This window comes from Variovorax sp. SG517 (genome assembly GCF_013376045.1).
GTDB lineage: Bacteria > Pseudomonadota > Gammaproteobacteria > Burkholderiales > Burkholderiaceae_C > Variovorax.
Genome location: NZ_JABMJG010000004.1, coordinates 530,961 through 551,120, shown reverse-complemented (window position 1 = coordinate 551,120; position 20,160 = coordinate 530,961). Strand labels below are relative to the sequence as shown.

The window sequence follows — 20,160 nt, the reverse complement described above, 5'->3', positions numbered from 1 at the left end:
TGGAAAAACCAGCGGTCGAGGATACGCGCAAAGGATTGCAGGAATCAATCAAACGAACGCCGGAGCCCCGATTCGCAACACTAGGCCGTTCGGCGGATGCGCTCGATCAATCCGTTGAGCGCCTCGATGGAGCCGAAGTGGATCGCGAGCTCGCCGCTTTCCTCGACGCGGCCGCCGCGCTTGCTGCGCTTCTTGATGCGGACCTCGACCTCGGCGGTGAGCAGGTCGGCCAGTTCTTCTTCCACGCGCAGCAGGTCGCGCGACTTCTCGCCGTCGTTGCTGCGGCGCGAGGGCGTGAGCGTGAACTCGGCCGCGAGCTTCTTCACCAGCGCCTCGGCCTCGCGCACCGACATCTTCCTGGCCGCGATCTGGTTCGCGGCCGTGATCTGCGTGCCGCGGTCCAGCGACAGCAGCGCGCGGGCGTGGCCCATGTCGATGTCGCCGGCCATCAGCATCTGCTGCGCGGGCTCGGCCAGATTCAGCAGGCGCAGCAGGTTGCTGGCCGCACTGCGCGAACGGCCCACGGCTTGGGCGGCCTGCTCGTGAGTGAGCCCAAACTCGGTCACCAGGCGTTGCAGGCCCTGGGCCTCTTCGAGCGGGTTGAGATCCTCGCGCTGGATGTTCTCGATGAGCGACATCGCCGCGGCGGCTTCGTTGGGCACGTCGCGCACCAGCACCGGCACGCTGTCGAGGCCGGCGAGCTTCGCGGCGCGGAAGCGCCGTTCGCCCGCGATGATCTCGTACTCGGCGTTCTTGGCCGCGGCCGATTCGGGATCGAGCCGACGCACCAGGATGGGCTGCATGATGCCCTGCACCTTGATGCTCTCGGCCAGCTCGTACAGCGCGCCCTCGTCCATGCGCGTGCGCGGCTGGTAGACGCCGGCGACCATCTGGTCGAGCATCAGCGTGCTCGGGTTGCGTTGGGCGCCGCTCTCCTCCGCGTCGGCAGCGCCGGCGTTGCTGCCGCCGTTGTCGGCCGAAGGCGCGGCCGTCGGACCCAGCAGCGCTTCGAGGCCTCGGCCCAGTCCCTTGGGTTTCTTGGTCGCCATCAGTTCTTTTCTTTCGAGATTTCGTTCAGGAGTTTCCGGCCTTCGGGCCAGTCGCCCAGGCCCGATTCGGCGTTCAGGTGGCCGGCCGCACCGGCGTCGATGAAGCGCGCGCCCCAGTCGGCGGCAAGCTGGCGCGAGCGCGAGGCTTCGCAGTAAGGGTCGTCGTTGGCGGCGATCAGCACCGCCGGGAACGGCAGCGGCTTGCGCACGATGGGCGCCCAGCCCGGAATCAGCTGGCGCAGGTTGTCGCTCTCGACGTCGCCCGGCGCGACCAGGAGCGCGCCGCTCACCCTGTGCGTATTGCGCGAATGCGCGGCCCAGGCGGCGACCAGGATGCAGCCGAGGCTGTGCGCCGCAAAGACCACCTGGCCGGGCGAGGCCAGCACCTCTTCTTCGAGCCGTGCGGACCAGTCGCCGCGCAGCGGTCGCATCCACTCGTGCTGCTCGACGCGATGGTCGCCATGGAGAGATTCCCAGCGGGTCTGCCAATGGCCGGGGCCGCTGTTCTGCCAACCGGGCAGCAGCAGGATGCGTGGCTCTATCATTTGCTACTGATTTGATAGCGAACTGCGAGGCTCAAGCGCATGTCAGGCGTTGTTTTCACTGGTGGAGTCGGCAGCCGGCGACGCAGCGGGCGCCAGCACGTCGTCGGGAATGGGCAGGTCCGGCGTGATGCGCGCGACCGGCGCGATCGGCGGGGCCACCGCGCCCGAGGCGAAGGCGCTGGCAGGCGGCATCTTCTCGACCAGTTCCTGCGCGAAGGCGATGAAGGCCTGGCTGCCGCGCGCGGCCGGGTCGAACACCACGCCCGGCAGTCCGTAGCTCGGCGCCTCGGCCAAGCGCACGTTGCGGGGGATGACGGTGTCGAACACCTTGTCGCCGAAGTGGGACTTGAGCTGCTCGCTCACCTGCTGCTGCAGCGTGATGCGCGGATCGAACATCACGCGCAGCAGGCCGATGATCTGCAGGTTCTTGTTGAGGTTGGCGTGCACCTGCTTGATGGTGTTGACCAGGTCGGTCAGGCCTTCGAGCGCAAAGTACTCGCACTGCATCGGCACGATCACGCCGTGGGCGGCGCACAGGCCGTTCAGCGTCAGCAGGCTCAGGCTGGGGGGGCAGTCGATCAGGATGAAGTCGTACTCGGCGCCGACCGCGGCCAGCGCGGTGCGAAGGCGCTTCTCGCGCCGGTCGAGCGCGACCATCTCGACTTCGGCGCCCGCCAGCTCGCGGTTGGCGCCGAGTATGTCGTAGCTGCAACCGCCTTCCACCAGCTTGTCGGACTTGACCCGCGCCTCGGCCACCGAGGCCGATTCGAGCAGCACGTCGTACACCGTCAGCTCCAGCTCCCGCTTGTCGATGCCCGAACCCATGGTGGCATTGCCCTGTGGGTCGAGGTCGATCATCAGCACGCGCTGGCCTACTTTCGCCAGGCCGGCGGCGAGATTGACGGTGGTGGTGGTCTTGCCGACGCCGCCCTTCTGGTTGGCGATGCAGAAAATCTTGGCCATGTGGTTACCGGGGGTCGATCGATCAGCGCGAGATTGCGAGCTTGACGCCGAAGGCGATCAGGAAGGTGCCGGCAAGCTTTTCGAGCGTGGTGGAAATGCGGGGATTCGCGCGGATGCGCTCGGCCAGGAAGTGCGTGAGCAGCGTCGAGGTCAGGCCGTACAGGAAGGTCAGCGCGGCAATCGTCACCGCCATGGCGCCGAAAGTGATCAGGCCCTGGTGCCGGGCCGGGTCCACGAACAGCGGGAAGAAGGCCATGTAGAACACGATGGCCTTTGGGTTGAGCAACGTGATGGTGAAAGCCTGGCGCATGAAATGGCTGGGCTTGATGTTGAGGATGGGCGCGGAACCGGGCTTTGCCAGCAGCATCTTGATGCCCATCCAGCCCAGGTAGGCGGCGCCCAGCCACTGCACCGCCTTGAAGGCAGCCGGGTAGGCAGCCATCACGGCCGACACGCCGGCCACCGCAGCCCACAGCAGGAACTGGTCGCCGATGATCACGCCGGCCGTCGCGGCCAGTCCGCCGCGGATACCGCCCTTGCTCGTCGAGGTGATCAGCGCCAAATTGCCCGGGCCGGGAATCAGAAGGAACAGGACGATGGCGGCGACGAATGCGCCGTAGTCAGCGATGCCGAACATGGGATTTGCCTCGAAAAAGCGAGCCGGGGAAGAGACCAGAGGGAGGCATCGAGTCTAAGCGAGCACACCGCCGCGACGATCGTTCGGACACCGGCTTTTACCGGTGTCGCCGCTTCTTTTGCGTATTCAGGCGCCGATTCCGACGGAGTCCTTGCGCGCCCAGACGATGCAGCGCTCCGCATCCAGGCCCGGAACCGTCAGTTGTTCCACGTGAAACACCGACACGCCCTTGGGCACGACTGCAAGTTCGTCCGTCGGCAGCTTGCCCTTCATGGCGAGCCAGACACCGCCGGGCGCGAGCAGGTTCATGGAACCGTTGAAGAAGTCCGGCAGCGAGGCGAAGGCACGCGAGCTGATGACTTCATAGCTTCCCGCCAGGGATTCGACCCGGGCGTGCAGGCCGCGAAGATTGGGCAACTCCAGCTCGGCTGCGACTTGTTGAACGAAGGCGGCCTTCTTGGCAACCGCGTCGAGACAGCTGACTTCCAGGTCGGGCCGCATGATGGCGATCACCACGCCGGGCAAACCACCACCGGAACCCACGTCCAGCAGCTTGCCCTTCCCTGCCCACTCGCGCTGCAGCGGCGCAACGGCCGCGAGGCTGTCGAGCAGATGGTGCGTCAGCACACTTGCCGGATCGCGCAGCGCCGTCAGGTTGTAGACCTTGTTCCACTTGAGCATCAGCGTGCCGTAGGCCAGCAGGCGCTCGGCCTGGACGTCGGAAAGAGTCACGCCCATGGCGGCTGCGCCGGAGCGCAGCGTGTCGATGGGCGCCGTCATTCGGCGGCAGCTTCCGTGGCGGCAGCTTCCTTGGCGCCGGGGGCGAATGCCTTGTGGCCGCCCTTGCGCAGGTGAATCATCAGCAAGGAAATGGCAGCCGGCGTCACGCCCGAGATGCGCGAGGCCAGTCCCAGCGTCTCCGGCCGGTGCTTGTCCAGCTTCTGCCGGACCTCGAAGCTCAGCGCCTTGACCTGGCTGTAGTCGAAGTCGACGGGCAGTTTCAGATTCTCGAAGTGCGCGGCGCGCTCCACTTCATCGTGCTGGCGCTCGATGTAGCCGGAATACTTGGCCGAAATCTCGATCTGCTCGATCTCGGTTTCGCTCAGCGGAGCCTGGGCGCTGTACTTGCCGCCGTCGAGCGTCATCAGCGTCTCGTAGCTCACGTCCGGCCGGCGCAGCAGGTCGGCCAGGTTGTATTCATGATCGATCGCCTTGCCCAGCACCCGCTCCGACTCCGAAGCCGGCAGGTTGCGCGGGTTCACCCAGATCGACTTGAGCCGCTCTGTTTCACGTGAAACAGCGTCGCGCTTGCGGCTGAAGGCGTCCCAGCGTTCGTCGTCCACCAGACCCAGCTTGCGGCCGGCTTCGGTAAGACGCATGTCGGCGTTGTCTTCACGCAGCTGCAAACGGAACTCCGCGCGGCTGGTGAACATGCGGTACGGCTCCGTCACGCCCTTGGTGATGAGGTCGTCGACCAGCACGCCCAGATAGGCCTCGTCGCGGCGCGGCAGCCAGGCATCTTCTCCGCGGCATTGCAGCGCGGCGTTGATGCCGGCGAACAGCCCCTGGGCCGCCGCCTCTTCGTAGCCGGTCGTGCCGTTGATCTGTCCTGCGAAGAACAGGCCCTTGACCGAGCGCGTCTCGAAGCTGCTCTTGAGCTCGCGCGGATCGAAGTAGTCGTACTCGATGGCATAGCCCGGTCGCAGGATGTGCGCGTTCTCCAGCCCGGGCATCGAGCGCACCAGCTGGTACTGGATGTCGAACGGCAGGCTGGTCGAGATCCCGTTCGGGTAGTACTCGTTGGTCGTCAGGCCTTCGGGCTCCAGGAAGATCTGGTGGCTTTCCTTGTCGGCGAAGCGGTTGATCTTGTCTTCCACGCTCGGGCAGTAGCGCGGACCCACGCCGTCGATCTTGCCGGTGAACATCGGACTACGGTCGAAGCCCGAGCGGATGATCTCGTGCGTGCGCGCATTGGTGTGGGTGATCCAGCAGGGCATCTGCTGCGGGTGCATGTCGGCGCGACCCATGAAGCTGAAGACCGGCATCGGCCCTGCCCCGCCGGGCATGCCGTCGCCGGGCTGCTCGGTGCACTTGGAGAAATCGATGCTGCGTCCGTCGAGCCGCGGCGGTGTGCCGGTCTTGAGCCGGCCTTGCGGCAGCTTCAGTTCCTTGAGCCGCGCAGAGAGGCTGACCGCCGGCGGATCGCCCGCGCGCCCGGCCTGGTAGTTGTCGAGGCCGACGTGGATGCGGCCATCGAGAAAAGTGCCCGCCGTCAGCACCACGGTTCGCGCGCGGAAAGCGATGCCGACCTGAGTGACGGCGCCGACCACGCGGTCGCCCTCCACCATCAGATCATCGACTGCCTGCTGGAACAGGCTCAGGTTCGGCTGGTTCTCCAGCCGGCGGCGGATGGCGGCCTTGTACAGGACGCGGTCCGCCTGAGCGCGGGTTGCGCGCACGGCCGGACCCTTGCTCGAATTGAGAATGCGGAACTGGATGCCGGCTTCGTCGGTAGCGATCGCCATCGCACCGCCGAGCGCGTCGACCTCCTTCACCAGGTGGCCCTTGCCAATGCCGCCGATCGACGGGTTGCAGCTCATCTGCCCCAGCGTCTCGATGTTGTGGGAGAGCAGCAGCGTCTTGGCGCCCATGCGCGCGGCGGCGAGCGCGGCCTCGGTGCCGGCATGGCCACCGCCGACGACGATCACGTCGAATTCTTCGGGGTACAGCATTTGGAGTGGGAGCGCACAACTGACGCTTGCGCGGCGCAAAAGGGGCACCGATTTTAATCGGCCATCCCCCTTTGCGTCCCCTGTGTGGATAAGCTTGGAGAGCGATGCCTAACGGCTGCCTCCACCACCATCGCTCGATAGTTTGCTATCTTTTTAATAGCAAACATGCCTGCTAGGCTGCCGCTTCGTTCGCCTCGCCCACCTCGCCCACCTCGCCCAGCGGCACCGGCTTTTCGATGCCCATCACCTCGCCGGTGGGCGAAGGCGGCATCGACGGCTGCAGGCTTTCGTCCTGCAGCTCGCGCACCACGAGCTTCTTGCCGGTCATGCGCACGTCGCCGAAGATCGTGCAGAAGGCCACGTCCTTCGCGTCGCGCCCGGTGCCCACGCGCACCAGCCTGTCGACCGGCGCCATGCGCGTCGGATCGAACAGCACCCATCGTCCGCCGAGCCACGCTTCGAACACCGCGTGGAAGTCCTGCGGCGGCTCGTCGAACCACACGTAGCCGACCACCAGCCGCGCCGGAATGTTCAGCGCGCGGCAGAAGGTGATGCCCAGGTGGGCGAAGTCGCGGCACACGCCTGCGCGTTCCACGAACACCTCGCGCGCGGTGGTGGTCGAATCGCTGCTGCCCGGCTCGTAGGTGATGCTGTCGTGGATCCAGTCGACAACGGCCTGCACCCGGCCAATGCCGGGCGGCAGGTCGCCGAAGAGCTGCTGGGCGCAGCGCGCCATGAGGTCCGACTCGCAATAGCGCGTCGGCATCATGTAGTGCAGCACCTCGTCGGGCACCTCGGTCACCGGCATCTCGGCCAGGTCGTTCGGCACCACCACGTGGGCGCGCCGCACGCTGGCCTTGTAGGCGATCTTCAGCGGCCCGGGCTTCGCATCGAAACGGATGAAGCGATTGCCGCTTCCCTCGTCACAGAACAGCCGCAGCGGCGTCGGCGGCTCCACGACCAGTTCCTCCCCGACCACGCTCTGCGTGCCCGAGCGCGCCGCCTCGATGTTCAGCAGCATGTGCGCCGGGGCGGCGACTTCGTAGTCGAGCTGCGCCTCGATGTGCGAGAGGTGCATCAGTCGATCGCTTTTTTCACCGCGCCCACGCCAAGCGCCGCCAGCACCACGAACAGCACCGCCAGCACCAGGAACAGGCCGAACAACAGCTTGGCGATGCCCGCGGCACCCGCCGCGATGCCACCAAAGCCGAGCAGGCCGGCCACGAGGGAAATGACCGCAAAAATGATCGCGTACTTCAACATCCTTCTACTCCTTGCAGCAGGCCTTGCCCACCGTGCGAGGCAGCTTAGAAAACGCGTCCCGCGCGCCCGATAGTCGCCGCGCGCATGCGGCCGTAGGACAAAAACGCGAGGCCGCCAAACCCGCTAGCATCCGCTGCGGTTCCTCACAACAATCAATCAACCAACCTCGTCATCACTGGAGTTTTTCGAATGAAGCTGTATTACTCGCCAGGCGCCTGCTCGCTTTCCCCGCACATCGCGCTGCATGAAGCGGGCATCGCCGCCGAACCCGTGCTGGCTAGCACCAAGAGCCACAAGCTGCAGGACGGCACCGACTACTACGGCATCAACCCGCTGGGCTACGTGCCGATGCTCGAGCTCGACGACGGCACCCGCCTGCGCGAAGGCCCCGCCATCCTCCAGTACATCGCCGACCTCGCCCCCACCAAGAATCTCGCGCCGGCCGCCGGCACCATGCAGCGCTACCGCCTGCAGGAATGGCTGACCTTCATCGGCACCGAAGTGCACAAGGGCTTCAGCCCGCTGTTCAACCCCAACATGCCCGAGGAAGCCAAGGCCATCTTCAAGGACAAGCTCAAGTCGCGCTTCCAGTGGCTCGACGGCGAGCTGGCCAGCAAGCAATACCTGATGGGCGATCACTTCAGCGTGGCCGACGGCTACCTGTTCACCGTGACCAACTGGACCAAGCCCACGGGCGTGGACATCTCCGACTTCCCCAACCTGCTGGCCTGGCATGCCCGCGTGGGTGCCCGCCCCGCCGTGCAGGAGGCGATGAAGGCCGAAGGTCTTCTGAAGTAAGCCGAAGCACGCAAAAGCGTTCAGAAGCAGCAAGCGGATCGGAACCCCTTCAGGGAAAACCCGAACCGCTTCAGCCACAAGCCGCACGATGCGGCTTTTTTTTCGGGCCACGCTACGGGCAGGAGAGAACAAGCCTCCGGACACCGAAGCACAAGGACCCGCGCCATGCCCGAAACACCTCCGTCCACCGAACTGCGCGAAGAGATGCGCGGGCCCGTCATGTGGCTCACCATCGAGCGCGAAGAGCGCCGCAATGCCATCAACGGCGCCGTACTCGCCGGTCTGGGCGATGCCATCTCACGCGCCAACAACGACAGCGCGGTGCGCGCCGTGGTCATCACCGGCGCCGGCACTCGCGCCTTCTGCGCGGGCGCCGACCTGCAGAGCGGCTCCTCGTTCAAGTTCGACTACGCAACGCCCTACCAGGGCTTCGCCAACCTCTTCCGCCAGGCCCGGCAATCGACCGTGCCGCTGATCGCGCGCGTCAACGGCGCCTGCATGGCCGGCGGCATGGGCCTCATGGCGATGTGCGACATGGCGGTGGCCAGCAGCCACGCGGTGTTCGGCCTGCCCGAAGTGAAGGTCGGCCTCTTTCCCGCGCAGGTGCTCAGCGTGCTCGGCGGCCTGCTGCCGCGCCGCGTGCTGGCCGAGATGTGCATCACCGGCGAGCCCATCGACGCGGCGCAGGCGCTGGAACTGAATCTCCTCAACCGCGTGAGCGACGACGTCGACGAGAGCGTCGACTGGCTGCTCGGCCGCATGCTCGACAAGTCGCCCGCCGCCATCCGCCGCGGCCTCTACACCATGAAGAAGATCGAGGCGATGGCCTTCGAGGAATCGATGGCCTTCACCGAAAGCCAGATCGGCCTGTTCGCGCTCACCGAGGACGCGGCCGAAGGACAGCTCGCCTTCCGCGAGAAGCGCAAGCCGCAGTGGAGCGGGCGATGAGCAGCGGCAACAACAACGAACGCATCGTCCGCATCGGCGGCGCCTCCGGCTTCTGGGGCGACAGCAGCGTGGGCGCACCGCAGCTCGTGGCCAGCGGCCAGATCGACTACCTCGTGTTCGACTACCTCGCAGAGCTCACCATGTCGATCCTCGCCGGTGCGCGGCTCAAGAAGCCGGAGCTCGGCTACGCCACCGACTTCGTGTCGGTGGCGATGAAGGCCGTGCTGAAAGACGTCGTGGAACAGGGCATCCGCGTGGTGAGCAACGCCGGCGGCGTCAACCCGCAAGGCTGCGCCGATGCGCTCGCGGCGCTCGCCGCCGAACAGGGCATCGCGCTGAAGATCGCCGTGGTGAGCGGCGACGACGTGTCCCCTCTTCTGCCCGAGCTGCGCAAGTTGCAACCGCCGGTACGCGAACTCCAGAGCGGCGCCGCCCTGCCCGAGCGCGTGCTCACCGCCAACGCCTACCTCGGCGCGCAGCCCATCCGCGCGGCGCTCGACGCGGGCGCGCAGGTCGTCATCACCGGCCGCTGCGTCGACTCGGCTGTCACGCTCGGCGTGCTCATGCACGAATTCGAGTGGCAGCCGAACAACCTCGACCTGCTCGCCGCGGGCAGCCTCGCGGGCCACATCATCGAATGCGGCTGCCAGGCCACCGGCGGCCTGCACACCGACTGGGACACCGTGCCCGACTGGCCCAACATCGGATACCCCATCGTCGAATGCAGCGCCGACGGCAGCTTCGTCGTCACCAAGCCCGCGGGCACCGGCGGCAAGGTCACGCCCGCGGTGGTGGCCGAGCAGATGCTCTACGAGATCGGCGATCCCTCCGCCTACCTGCTGCCCGACGTGGTGGCCGACTTCACGCAGGTACGCATCGAGCAGGCCGGCGAGCACCGCGTGCGCGTGCACGGCGCGCGCGGCCATGCGCCGACCGCGAGCTACAAGGTCAGCGCCACCTACGTCGATGGCTTCAAGACGGCGGCGCAGCTCACCATCGTGGGCTTCGATGCGGTGGCGAAGGCGAGGCGAACGGGCGAGGCCATCCTCGCGCGCACGGGTGCGCTGTTCTCGCAGCAAGGCTTCGGCCCCTACAGCGGCACGCACATCGAGGTGCTGGGCGCCGAGTCGTGCTACGGCCCGCACGCACAGCAGGCATTGCTGACGCGCGAGGCGGTGCTGCGGCTCGCAGTGACGCATCCGCGCAAGGACGCGCTGGAGCTGTTCGCTCGGGAGGTCGCACCCGCCGGCACGTCATGGGCGCCGGGCACCACCGGCGCGGGCGGTGGACGGGCCTCGGTGTCGCCGTCGATCCGGCAATATGCGTTCCTGCTCGACAAGTCGCAGGTCGAGGCATCGGTGACCATCGACGGAGAGCGCATCGATGTTCCATGCGCGGACTCAGTCCCGGCCTCGAAAGCGGCCGAAGCCATCTCTTCGCCTGCCAGAGCCATCCAGACGACGATCGACACCTCCGCCGTCGACAGCATCGAAGTGCCCCTGATTCGCCTGGCCTGGGCGCGCAGCGGCGACAAGGGCGACACCTCGAACATCGGCGTCATCGCGCGCCACCCTGCCCTGCTGCCGCTGCTGCGCGGGCAGCTCACCGAAGCGCGCGTGGCCGATTGGCTCGCGCACCTGGTGAAGGGCCGAGTCACGCGCCATGAGGTGCCGGGCATCGACGCCTTCAACTTCGTCTGCGAACAGGCGCTGGGCGGCGGCGGCATGGCCTCGCTGCGCAACGATCCGCTGGGCAAGGGCATGGGGCAGATCCTGCTGGCGATGCCGGTGAGGGTGAGCCCCGCGCTGCTGGCGCTGCTCGCCTAGCACCAATCCGTCAACCGTGCGACAGCAGGGTTGAGGCGGCGCGCTTAGCCTTGCGCCCCGTATCAACTCTGCTTTCGATCGCACGATGTCCACCCTTTTCGACCCCGTACAGGCCGGCGACCTGAAGCTCGCCAACCGCATCGTCATGGCGCCGCTCACGCGCAACCGCTCGCCGAACGCCATTCCGCCCGACATCGCCGCCACCTACTACGCCCAGCGCGCCAGCGCGGGCCTGCTCATCACCGAAGCCACCGCCATCAGCCACCAGGGCCAGGGCTACTCCGACGTGCCCGGCCTCTACGGCACCGAGCAGCTCGACGCCTGGAAGCGCGTGACCGAAGCCGTGCATGCCAAGGGCGGCAAGATCGTGGTGCAGCTGTGGCACGTCGGCCGCGTCTCGCACAACGAACTGCAACCCGGTGGCGGAAAGCCCGTCGCTCCCTCGGCCATCACCGCCAAGACCAAGACCGTGCTCATCAAGGACGGCGTTCCCACCTTCGTCGACACCTCCGAGCCGCGCGCGCTCGACGCCGGCGAACTGCCCGGCATCGTGCACGCCTATGCGGTGGCCGCACGCAGCGCGGTGGAGACCGCCGGCTTCGACGGCGTGGAAGTGCACGGTGCCAACGGCTACCTGCTCGACCAGTTCCTGAAGGACGGCAGCAACAAGCGCACCGACGACTACGGCGGCAGCATCGAGAACCGCGCCCGCCTGCTGCTGGAGACCACGCGCGCCGTGGCCGACGCCGTCGGCGCCCGCAAGACCGGCATCCGCCTGTCGCCCGTCACGCCCGCCAACGACGCCCACGACAGCGACCCGCAGCCCCTCTTCACCTACGTGGTGAAGCAGCTCGCCACGCTCGACCTCGCCTACATCCACATCATCGAAGGCGCCACCGGCGGCCCGCGCGAGATCGAGGACCGTCCCTTCGACTACGAAGCCCTCAAGGCCGCATACCGCGAGGCCGGCGGCAAGGCCGCATGGATGGTCAACAACGGCTACGACCGTCCGCTGGCCGAAGAGGCAGTGAAGGAAGGCGACGACCTCGTGGCCTTCGGCAAGCCCTTCATCTCCAACCCCGACCTCGTGCGCCGCCTGCGCGAGAACGCGCCGCTGAACCCGCTCGACAAGGCCACCATGTACGGCGGCGGCGCGAAGGGCTACACGGACTATCCGGTACTGGCCTGAGTCCCTCCCCCAACGGTCAGCATGCCTGCTGCGCATGCGGGCCGATTGCCCGCGCGGCCGCGAGCCCTTACGCTCGCTACTCATCCAACCTGGGGAGGAACGCCGCATGGCAACGGACAACGCCAACGACAGCAGCCATGGTGAAGCAGCGGAACTGGGCGCGCGCCTGGCGATGCTGAGCGACGAGGAACTGCTGCGCCGCTGCGCATCGGGCTTCTTCTCCGAAGAGGCCCACGCAATCGCCACGACCGAATTGCGAGGCCGCGGCATCCAGGCACCGGAGCTCCCCCAGCCCGAGCCGCCACAGGAGCCGGTCGACCCCGAGGTCTATCACGGCGACATGGTCACTATCGCGCGCCGCTTCACGCCCACCGACGCCCAGATGCTCTGCGGCTGCCTGGAAGCCGCGGGCATTCCCGCGACCGTGGCCGACGCCGCGCTGGTGCAGGCCAACATGCTGTGGAGCATCGCCCTGGGCGGAGCGAGCCTGCGCGTGCCGCAGGCTTTCGTCGAACAGGCCAACGAAGTCATCGCGGCCTTCGAGCGCGGCGAGTTCTCGCTGGACGAAGACTTCGATCCGAACACACCCTGAACCTGCACCAACTATGGCCCATATCGAACGCAAGCTCGCCGACCTCGGTCTCGCACTGCCGCCCGCAGTGATACCGCCACCCGGCGTCGTGCTGCCTTTCCAGTTCGTGCGCATCGTCGGCCGACGCGCGCTCGTCTCCGGCCACGGCCCGCTCGATGCCGACGGCACCATCGCCGGACCGCTGGGCAAGCTCGGCCGCGAAGTGAGCGTCGAGCAGGGCTACACCGCCGCGCGCCTCACCGCGCTCGCAATACTCGGCAGCCTGCAGCGCGCACTCGGCGACCTCGACCGCATCACCGCATGGACGCGGGTGTTCGGCATGGTCGCCAGCGCACCGGGCTTCGACAGGCAGCCGGCCGTCATCAACGGCTTCTCCGACCTCATCCTCGAAGTCTTCGGCCCCGACATCGGCGCGCATTCGCGCAGCGCGGTGGGCATGGCGGAGCTGCCCTTCAACATCCCGGTGGAGATCGAGGGCGAGGCGGAATTCGACGCATGAGCGCCACGCCATGGACCCTGCGGCGTGCGGACATCGGCGATGCCTCCGCCATCGGCGAATGCGCCGTGGAAGCCTTTCGCCACTACATTCCTCGCCTCGGCCTCACGCCGACGCCGATGACCAGGGACTACGGCGCGGCGATCGCCAACGCGCAGATTTGGGTCGCGCAGCAGCAGGAGCGAATCGTCGCCGCGCTGGTGCTCGACGTTACCGACGAAGGCTTCCTCATCGACGTGATCGCGGTGCGTCCCGCGCACCAGGGCACCGGCGTGGGCCGCGCATTGCTCGAGCTCGCGGAGCACGAAGCGCTGCGGCAGGGCCACGATTCGATCTACCTCTTCACCAACGGGAAGATGAGCGAGAACCGCGCGCTCTACGAGCGCATCGGCTATGTCGAATACAAGCGGATCGCCTTCACCGAACGCACGCGCGTCTTTCTTCGCAAGCAACTGAAGAAGTGATGGCCACGATGCAGCTCGAACGCATTCATCACGTCGCCGTCATCTGCTCCGACTACGCAGTGTCGAAGCGCTTCTACACCGAGGTTCTGGGCCTGCGCGTGGTCGCCGAGAACTATCGCGCCGCACGCGATTCCTACAAGCTCGACCTCGCGCTGCCTGACGGCTCGCAACTCGAGCTCTTCTCCTTTCCCGATGCACCCGGGCGCCCCACGCGACCCGAGGCGCAGGGGCTGCGCCACCTGTCCTTCGAGGTGCCAGACGTGCAGGCGGCGGCCGACGAACTCTCGGCCAGGGGCATCGCCGTCGAGCCGCTGCGCACCGATGAATTCACCGGCAGGCGCTTCACCTTCTTCGCCGACCCCGATGGCCTTCCGCTCGAACTCTACGAGGCCGCGCCGGAGGAAGACCTGGATGCACTGCTTCTGAAGCTCGAAGGCGCACTCCATCTCCGCGAGGTTCGTGCGAGCGCCGCGCGACTCGAGGAACTGCTCGACGACGACTTCCACGAACTGGGCGTCTCTGGCACGGTGTGGACGCGCGCCGCCATCATCGAGGCACTGCGAGACGAAGCCTTCTCGGAACGCACGATGTCGGACTTCCGCGTGCTGCGCATGGGGCCGGACGTGGCGCTGGTCACCTATCGCGCACACCGCGAAGCCATTGCGCAGCGTCCCGGCGCGGACTCGCTGCGCAGTTCGCTCTGGCGACGGCGCTCGGGCCGCTGGCGCATGGCGTTCCACCAGGGCACGCCGCTGTCGCGCTAGATCGCTTCGCCGAAGGCCACGCTCACGCGAAGGCCCGTAGGCTCCGCCGCCTCGAGCCGCAGTTCCGCACCCAGCAACTCCGCGTAGCGCGAGACGATCGACAGCCCGAGCCCCGACCCCTGCCCCAGCTTCTCCCCTGCGGGACCCTGGGCCCAGCGCCGCATCAGGTCGCGCTGCGCTTCCAGCGGGATGCCGGGACCATCGTCGATCACGCTCAGCGTGTGGCCCGCGAGCTCGACCGTGATCGTGCGTCCGCCGTAGCGCAGCGCGTTGTCGATCAGGTTGTCGAGGATGCCCTCCACCAGCGCCTCGTTCGCGTTCACGATCACGCCGTCGTCGAGGCCTCGCGCGCCCAGGTCGACGCCTCGCGCATCGGCACGCGCGAGGTGCCGCAGCACCGTCTGCTCCGCCAGCACGTCGAGCCGCACGGGCACGCGCTTGAGCTCGGTGCGCGCCTCCTCGGCCAGTGCGAGCGCGAGCAGCTGGTCGATGAGGTGGCTGGCACGCGCCTGGCGTTCCGACACGCGCTCGAGCTGCTCGCGCCATACCTTGGTGTCGTGTTGCGCCAGGCCGTACTCGGCCAGCGCGCGGATGCCCGCCAGCGGCGTGCGCAGCTCGTGCGCCACGTTGCCCACGAACTCGCGCTGCGCCTGCACGCTGTTGCCCAGCCGCTCGAACAGCGAGTTGACCGCGTTGCCCAGGCGCTGGATCTCGCGCGAGGTCTGCGCCACCGCCACCGGCGAGAGGTCGCGCACGTCGCGCCGGTCGAGCGCGCGCTGCAGCTCGCCGAGCGGGCGCAGGTCGCTGCGGATGCCGTACCAGAGCCAGACCGCGAGCAGGATCAGCAGCACGATCTGCGGCGCCAGCGCATAGCCCAGCAGCTGCCGCACCAGCGCGGTCCGGCTCAGCGTGGTCTGCGCGATGATCACGCGGTAGGGCATGCTGATGTCGGGCTCCGCGTCGTGCTCGAGCACCACCGCGCGCAGCGTGCTGCCCTCGTAGTCGACGTCGGAGAAGCGATAGCGCGAACCGTCCACCGGAAGCGGCGCCTTCAGGCCCGCCTGGCCCGAGATCAGCGAACCGTCGAGACGCTGCACCGCGAAGTAGACCTTGTCGACCTGGTCGAAGAGCACGGTGGCCACTTCGCGCGGCGTGAGCATCAGCTCGATGCCGCGCTCGCCCGCCTGCACGTTGGCCGACAGCGCATACGCGTCGTCGAGCATGCCGCGGTCGAAGGCCTGCTCGGAGAAGTAGTTGGCGATGACCAGCGCGATGACCGCACCGACCATCCACGTGAGCGCCAGCGGCACCAGCACGTTGCGCAGCACGCGCCGCGTGAGCGACGGCGCACGCACCGTCGCCGCCGGCTGCGATTCGGTGGTCTGCTGCTGGCCGGTCACGCGCGGATCAGACCTCGGCTTCGAGCAGGTAGCCGATGCCGCGCAGCGTGCGGATGCTCGCGCCGGTGCCCTGCAGCTTCTTGCGCAGGCGGGAGATGAAGGCCTCCAGCGCGTTGTCGCCGAGCGATTCGTCGAAGCTGGAGAGCTTGTCGGACAGCGCGCGCTTGCTCACCGTGCGGCCCGGCGGGCTCATGAGCTCCCACAGCACCTCGAACTCGCGCGCCGGCAGGTCGAGCGGGCCGTTGGCCGTGGAGAAGCGGCGTGCCTTGCGGTCGAGCTTCAGCTGCCCCAGCAGCACGATGTCTTCGGTGCCCTTCGCGCGGCGCACCAGCGCACGCAAACGCGCCTCGACCTCGGCCAGGTCGAAGGGCTTGCCGAGGTAGTCGTCGGCGCCGGCATCGAGGCCGGCGATGCGTTCCTCGGTGCGCCCACGCGCGGTGAGCACGAGCACCGGCGTGCGGTCGCCGCGCGCACGCGCCTGCCGCAGCGCTGTGAGGCCGCTCGCGAGGCCGCTGGTCGGGCTCGCGGTGGCGGGCAGGTTGAGGTCGAGCAGCACCGCGTCGAAAGGCTGCACGCGCCACAGGTGGTCGGCATCCTCGACATTGGTCGACACGTCCACGCGATGGCCGGCATCAGCAAGGCTGCGCACCATCACGTCGCGCAGAACGGTGTCGTCTTCGACAAGCAGAATTCGCATGGTCTTTGAATGGTTGGGGGTAATCTGCCTTGCGAACGACGGGTCAGCGGCCGGTCAGTCGCTCCAAGCGATAAACGCAACATGAGCATACGACAGCACGATGAATCACGGGCCATTTTCATGGCCCGCACCACACGATGAGTGCGCGCGAACCCTCCGATCTGCTGAGCCTGGTTTCCCCGGCAGTGCAAGGCACCGCCGTGGTCCTGCTGCATGGTTTATGCAGCACGCCTGACGAGTTGCTGACCGTGCAGTCCGCGCTGCGCAGCCGCGGCTATCCGGTCTACCCGCTTTCGATCGAGGGCTACTCCTTCGACGCGAGCGCGCCGCTGCAGCACGCCGCGCCGTACGAACGCTGGCTCGACGCGATCCAGGCGCAGGTGAAGTCGCTGCGCGAGCGGCACGACCGCGTGATGCTGGTCGGCATCTCCGCGGGCTCCTCGCTGGCGCTGGGCGCCGCCATCCGCTGCGGCAGCGAGGTCGACGCACTGGTGCTCATGTCGACCACGCTGCGCTTCGACGGCTGGGCCATTCCGCGCACGCAGTTCCTGCTGCCGCTGGCCTTCTACACGCCGCTGGGCCGGCTCTGGCAATACCGCGAACGCCCGCCCTACGGCGTGAAGAACGAACGCGTGCGCGCCTGGATCGAGCGCGAGCTGCGCCACCGCAAGGTCTCGCGCGCGGGCAGCTCGGTCATTGGCGTGGGCCACCTGCGCGAGCACGACCGGCTCATCCGCCATGTACGCCGCAACCTCGGCAGCGTGCAGTGCCCCAACGTGCTCGCGCTGCATGCCCAGCAGGACGAGGTGGCCAGCGTGGCCAACCTGGGCATCCTCGCGCGCGGCCTTCGGTGCCGCGCATTCCGAGCCGTCGTGGTCGCCAACAGCTATCACATGATCACGATCGACAACGATCGTCAACAGGTCGTGAGCGAAACAGTGTCGTTCGTCGATGCAGTAGCGCATGGCACGATGCCCGAGCATCCGCTGTACGCCTGACTGCTTCGAACCCGTCCGACCACGCCTGAAAGGAAAGCATCTCCATGTCTTCTTCCGCTGTCTTCTCGCCCACCTTCAACACCATCGCCGCGATCCTGCGGGACGACTTCCGCGTCGACCCCGCGGCCGTCTCGCCGGCCACCGCGCTGACCGACCTCGGCCTCGATTCGCTCGCGCTGATGGAGTTCGTCTTCGCGGTCGAGGACGCCTTTCACCTGCGCATTCCCGAAGACCGCCTCGACCCGCGCGAAGCCGGCATCACGCTGCAGCGCCTGTGCGAAGTGATCGACGCGGAGAGCGCTGGCGCCGTCGCGGCACAGCCCGCAGAAGCAACGGCATGAGCAGCGGCGCAGCGCATTCCGTGCTCGCGGCCTCCGCCGCGCGCGCCGCATCCGCCCCTGTGCGCGTGAGCGGCATCGGCTTCGTCACGCCCATCGGCCGCACTGTCGAGGCCTTCGACGAGGCGCTGTTCGCGGGCCGCTCGGCGGTGCGCGCGCAGACGCTGGAAATCAAGGGCATGGACCCGATGTCGCTCGCCGTCGCCGCCTGCGACTTCGACTCGAACGGCATCCGCAGCACCTCGCGCCTGCCGCTGGACCGCGGCACCGCAATGGCGCTCGCCGCCGCGCAGGACGCGGCCGGTGAAGCGAAGCTCGATCTCGCGGCCATCGACTGCGACCGGCTCGGCATCTTCTGGGGCTGCGGGCTCGCCGGCGCGGGCACCTTCGACAACACCACCAGCGCGCTCTATGGCGAACAGCGCCGCATGCGCCCGACCACCGTGCTCACGGTGATGCCCAACGCCGCCGTGGCAGAGCTCGCGCTGCACTTCGGCGCACGCGGCTCGGCCATCGCCTACGCCTGCGCCTGCGCCTCCTCGGCAGTGGCAATCGGCGAGGCAATGCGCGCGATTCGCGGCGGCTGGATCGACGTCGCCATCGTCGGCGGCCACGACGCCATGCTCACGCCCGGCGTGATGGCCAGCTGGCACGCCATGCGCGTGATGGCGCCGCCACCGGCCGATGCGCCGTCGACCGCATGCCGCCCCTTCTCGGGCGACCGCGCGGGCTTCGCCATCGGCGAAGGTGCCGCTGCATTGGTGCTCGAATCCGAGGCGCATGCAGCCGCGCGCGGCGCCGAAGCCGCGCCCTTCGTGCTCGCGGGCTACGCCACCAACTGCGACGGCACGCACATCACCAACCCCGACAGCGCGGGCCAGGTGCGCGTGATGCGCGCCGCGCTGCGGGACGCGGGCATCGAGGCTTCCGATATCGGCCACATCAACGCGCACGGCACGGCCACCTCGGCCGGCGATGCAGCCGAGGCCGCATCGATCCGCGAGGTGTTCGGCGACACCGTGCCGGTGAGCGCGACCAAGGCCATCCACGGCCACGTGCTCGGCGGCGGCGGTGCGATCGAGCTCGTCGCGGCGCTGCGTGCCCTGGCACGCGAGACGCTGCCACCCATCGCCAACCTGCAGACGCCCGATGCGGCGTTCGACCTCGACTTCGTGCAGGGCGAGGCCCGCGAGGCCAAGGGCATGCGTTATGCGCTGTCCAATTCCTTCGCCTTTGGCGGCACCAATGCAGTCATCGTGGCCGGCCGCGCGTCCGATCGCTGAAGATTCGCTGAACGCTTCCTGAAAAATCGCGCGGTGCATCGGCTGGTCGTTTTCGTGGTGCCGGTGTTCGCGCTGCTCATGGCGTGCGAGTTCGCCTGGGGCTGGCTGAAGCGGCGCAACACCTACCGCTTCGGCGACACCATCGGCAGCCTGAGCCAGGGGCTGCTGAGCCAGGCGTTGGCGGTGTGCACGCAGCTCTTCCAGATCGGCCTCTACGCGATGGCCTATCCGCTGGTCGCGATCTGGATGCGGCCCGCCCTCTGGGACAGCGCCATGGGCTGGATCGCCGCGGTGCTGCTGTTCGACTTCTTCGACTACTGGCTGCATCGCGCGGGGCACGAGTCGGCCGTGTTCTGGGCCGCGCATTCGGTGCACCACCAGAGCCAGCACTTCAACTTCTCCACCGCGCTGCGGCAGGAAAGCACGGTCGCGTTCCTCGGCTGGGCCTTCTACCTGCCGATGGCCGTGATCGGCGTGCCGCCGGAGCAGTTCGGCCTCGCGGGGCTGATCGTGCTGGTCTACCAGTTCTGGATCCACACCGAGCACATCGGCAAGCTCGGCTGGTTCGACCGCGTGTTCTCCTCGCCCTCGAACCATCGCGTGCATCACGCGGTGAACGACCGCTACATCGACCGCAACTACGGCGGCATGCTGGTGGTGTGGGACCGCATGTTCGGCACCTTCGCCGAAGAAACCGAACGCTGCGTCTACGGCACGCGCAAGGCGCTCGCGAGCTTCGACCCGATGCGCGCGATCCTCGGCCCCTACGTGCCGCTGCTGCGCGATGCCTGGCACACGAAGCGCTGGCGAGACAAGGTCGCCGTGTGGTTCAAGCCCCCGGGCTGGCGGCCGGCCGACGTGGCGGCGCGCTTTCCGGAACCCGCGTTCTCGCTCGAAGAAGCCATGCACATCCACGCTCCCGTGCTCACGCGCCCTCAGGTCGCATCGGCCGCCCTCCACTTCGCATGCTGGGTCGGCGTGACGCTGGCCTTTCTCTGGCGAGCCGACGACCTCGCCTTCCACACCGGGCTGACACTGCTCGCGTTGTCGGTCGGCGGCTTCTGGTCCATAGGCGCGGTACTCGATTCGCGGCTGCGCCTGCGATGGGCATGGTGCGCGCAGGCTGCGCTGCTGGCGGTCTCGGCGGTACTGCTCTTCGGCTGAGCACCCGGGCACGG

The 20,160-nt window shown here is 67.9% G+C and carries 22 protein-coding genes; 12 read left to right on the top strand and 10 right to left on the bottom strand.

What is annotated here, in order from left to right; all coding sequences use genetic code 11:
* Nucleotides 1-80: 80 nt before the first annotated feature.
* The 8 genes from FHT32_RS15265 to FHT32_RS15230 form a co-directional block, all read right to left on the bottom strand.
* The gene (locus FHT32_RS15265) at nucleotides 81-1,049 is read right to left on the bottom strand and encodes a ParB/RepB/Spo0J family partition protein (RefSeq protein WP_176665441.1); all 969 of its coding nucleotides are present in this window, start codon (nucleotides 1,047-1,049) and stop codon (nucleotides 81-83) included.
* On the bottom strand, nucleotides 1,049-1,594 hold the full coding sequence (locus FHT32_RS15260) for an alpha/beta hydrolase (RefSeq protein ID WP_176665440.1): 546 nt from the start codon (nucleotides 1,592-1,594) through the stop codon (nucleotides 1,049-1,051). The genes FHT32_RS15265 and FHT32_RS15260 overlap by 1 nt, the downstream gene beginning before the upstream one ends.
* Before the next feature lie 42 nt (nucleotides 1,595-1,636).
* Nucleotides 1,637-2,557: a ParA family protein gene (locus FHT32_RS15255; RefSeq protein WP_176665439.1), complete on the bottom strand. Its 921-nt coding sequence runs from the start codon at nucleotides 2,555-2,557 to the stop codon at nucleotides 1,637-1,639.
* 22 nt (nucleotides 2,558-2,579) lie between these two features.
* The gene (locus FHT32_RS15250; RefSeq protein WP_176665438.1) at nucleotides 2,580-3,194 is read right to left on the bottom strand and encodes a LysE family transporter; all 615 of its coding nucleotides are present in this window, start codon (nucleotides 3,192-3,194) and stop codon (nucleotides 2,580-2,582) included.
* 126 nt (nucleotides 3,195-3,320) lie between these two features.
* Nucleotides 3,321-3,974, bottom strand: a complete 654-nt coding sequence (rsmG, locus tag FHT32_RS15245; RefSeq protein ID WP_176665437.1) for a 16S rRNA (guanine(527)-N(7))-methyltransferase RsmG — start codon at nucleotides 3,972-3,974, stop codon at nucleotides 3,321-3,323.
* On the bottom strand, nucleotides 3,971-5,926 hold the full coding sequence (gene mnmG, locus FHT32_RS15240; protein WP_176665436.1) for a tRNA uridine-5-carboxymethylaminomethyl(34) synthesis enzyme MnmG: 1,956 nt from the start codon (nucleotides 5,924-5,926) through the stop codon (nucleotides 3,971-3,973). Before mnmG ends, rsmG begins: the two co-directional genes overlap by 4 nt.
* 172 nt (nucleotides 5,927-6,098) lie before the next feature.
* Nucleotides 6,099-7,004: a transglutaminase family protein gene (locus FHT32_RS15235; RefSeq protein ID WP_176665435.1), complete on the bottom strand. Its 906-nt coding sequence runs from the start codon at nucleotides 7,002-7,004 to the stop codon at nucleotides 6,099-6,101.
* On the bottom strand, nucleotides 7,004-7,189 hold the full coding sequence (locus tag FHT32_RS15230; RefSeq protein WP_056574793.1) for a DUF1328 family protein: 186 nt from the start codon (nucleotides 7,187-7,189) through the stop codon (nucleotides 7,004-7,006). Before FHT32_RS15230 ends, FHT32_RS15235 begins: the two co-directional genes overlap by 1 nt.
* Before the next feature lie 189 nt (nucleotides 7,190-7,378).
* On the opposite strand from FHT32_RS15230, the gene gstA reads away from it, so the two are divergent.
* The 8 genes from gstA (at nucleotide 7,379) to FHT32_RS15190 (ending at nucleotide 14,266) form a co-directional block, all read left to right on the top strand.
* Nucleotides 7,379-7,987 (top strand): glutathione transferase GstA, encoded by a 609-nt coding sequence (gene gstA, locus FHT32_RS15225; RefSeq protein ID WP_176665434.1) that lies wholly within the window; start codon nucleotides 7,379-7,381, stop codon nucleotides 7,985-7,987.
* Nucleotides 7,988-8,152: 165 nt separating this feature from the next.
* Nucleotides 8,153-8,935, top strand: coding sequence for an enoyl-CoA hydratase/isomerase family protein (locus FHT32_RS15220; protein ID WP_176665433.1), 783 nt, complete (start codon nucleotides 8,153-8,155; stop codon nucleotides 8,933-8,935).
* Nucleotides 8,932-10,761, top strand: a complete 1,830-nt coding sequence (locus FHT32_RS15215) for an acyclic terpene utilization AtuA family protein (RefSeq protein ID WP_176665432.1) — start codon at nucleotides 8,932-8,934, stop codon at nucleotides 10,759-10,761. The genes FHT32_RS15220 and FHT32_RS15215 overlap by 4 nt, the downstream gene beginning before the upstream one ends.
* A gap of 85 nt (nucleotides 10,762-10,846) precedes the next feature.
* A complete protein-coding gene (locus FHT32_RS15210) occupies nucleotides 10,847-11,950 on the top strand; it encodes an alkene reductase (RefSeq protein ID WP_176665431.1) in 1,104 nt (367 codons plus the stop codon).
* Nucleotides 11,951-12,056: 106 nt separating this feature from the next.
* The gene (locus FHT32_RS15205) at nucleotides 12,057-12,542 is read left to right on the top strand and encodes a DUF2007 domain-containing protein (protein WP_176665430.1); all 486 of its coding nucleotides are present in this window, start codon (nucleotides 12,057-12,059) and stop codon (nucleotides 12,540-12,542) included.
* A gap of 13 nt (nucleotides 12,543-12,555) precedes the next feature.
* The gene (locus tag FHT32_RS15200; RefSeq protein WP_176665429.1) at nucleotides 12,556-13,041 is read left to right on the top strand and encodes a RidA family protein; all 486 of its coding nucleotides are present in this window, start codon (nucleotides 12,556-12,558) and stop codon (nucleotides 13,039-13,041) included.
* Nucleotides 13,038-13,502: a GNAT family N-acetyltransferase gene (locus FHT32_RS15195; RefSeq protein ID WP_176665428.1), complete on the top strand. Its 465-nt coding sequence runs from the start codon at nucleotides 13,038-13,040 to the stop codon at nucleotides 13,500-13,502. Before FHT32_RS15200 ends, FHT32_RS15195 begins: the two co-directional genes overlap by 4 nt.
* Nucleotides 13,502-14,266 (top strand): VOC family protein, encoded by a 765-nt coding sequence (locus FHT32_RS15190; protein ID WP_256099006.1) that lies wholly within the window; start codon nucleotides 13,502-13,504, stop codon nucleotides 14,264-14,266. The genes FHT32_RS15195 and FHT32_RS15190 overlap by 1 nt, the downstream gene beginning before the upstream one ends.
* Here FHT32_RS15190 and FHT32_RS15185 read toward each other — a convergent pair.
* Nucleotides 14,263-15,666 (bottom strand): sensor histidine kinase, encoded by a 1,404-nt coding sequence (locus FHT32_RS15185; protein WP_176665427.1) that lies wholly within the window; start codon nucleotides 15,664-15,666, stop codon nucleotides 14,263-14,265. The two genes, FHT32_RS15190 and FHT32_RS15185, sit on opposite strands and share 4 nt — an antisense overlap.
* Nucleotides 15,667-15,673: 7 nt before the next feature.
* Complete coding sequence (locus FHT32_RS15180) at nucleotides 15,674-16,363, bottom strand: response regulator transcription factor (protein WP_019653620.1); 690 nt, start codon at nucleotides 16,361-16,363, stop codon at nucleotides 15,674-15,676.
* 137 nt (nucleotides 16,364-16,500) lie between these two features.
* Here FHT32_RS15180 and FHT32_RS15175 point away from each other — a divergent pair, with 137 nt between their 5' ends.
* The 4 genes from FHT32_RS15175 to FHT32_RS15160 are packed head-to-tail and all read left to right on the top strand — an operon-like array spanning nucleotide 16,501 to nucleotide 20,146.
* Nucleotides 16,501-17,361, top strand: a complete 861-nt coding sequence (locus tag FHT32_RS15175; protein ID WP_176665426.1) for a carboxylesterase — start codon at nucleotides 16,501-16,503, stop codon at nucleotides 17,359-17,361.
* Nucleotides 17,362-17,405: 44 nt separating this feature from the next.
* A complete protein-coding gene (locus FHT32_RS15170; protein ID WP_176665425.1) occupies nucleotides 17,406-17,702 on the top strand; it encodes an acyl carrier protein in 297 nt (98 codons plus the stop codon).
* Complete coding sequence (locus FHT32_RS15165) at nucleotides 17,699-18,982, top strand: beta-ketoacyl synthase (RefSeq protein WP_176665424.1); 1,284 nt, start codon at nucleotides 17,699-17,701, stop codon at nucleotides 18,980-18,982. The genes FHT32_RS15170 and FHT32_RS15165 overlap by 4 nt, the downstream gene beginning before the upstream one ends.
* Before the next feature lie 33 nt (nucleotides 18,983-19,015).
* Complete coding sequence (locus FHT32_RS15160) at nucleotides 19,016-20,146, top strand: sterol desaturase family protein (protein WP_176665423.1); 1,131 nt, start codon at nucleotides 19,016-19,018, stop codon at nucleotides 20,144-20,146.
* The last annotated feature ends 14 nt before the right edge of the window (nucleotides 20,147-20,160 follow it).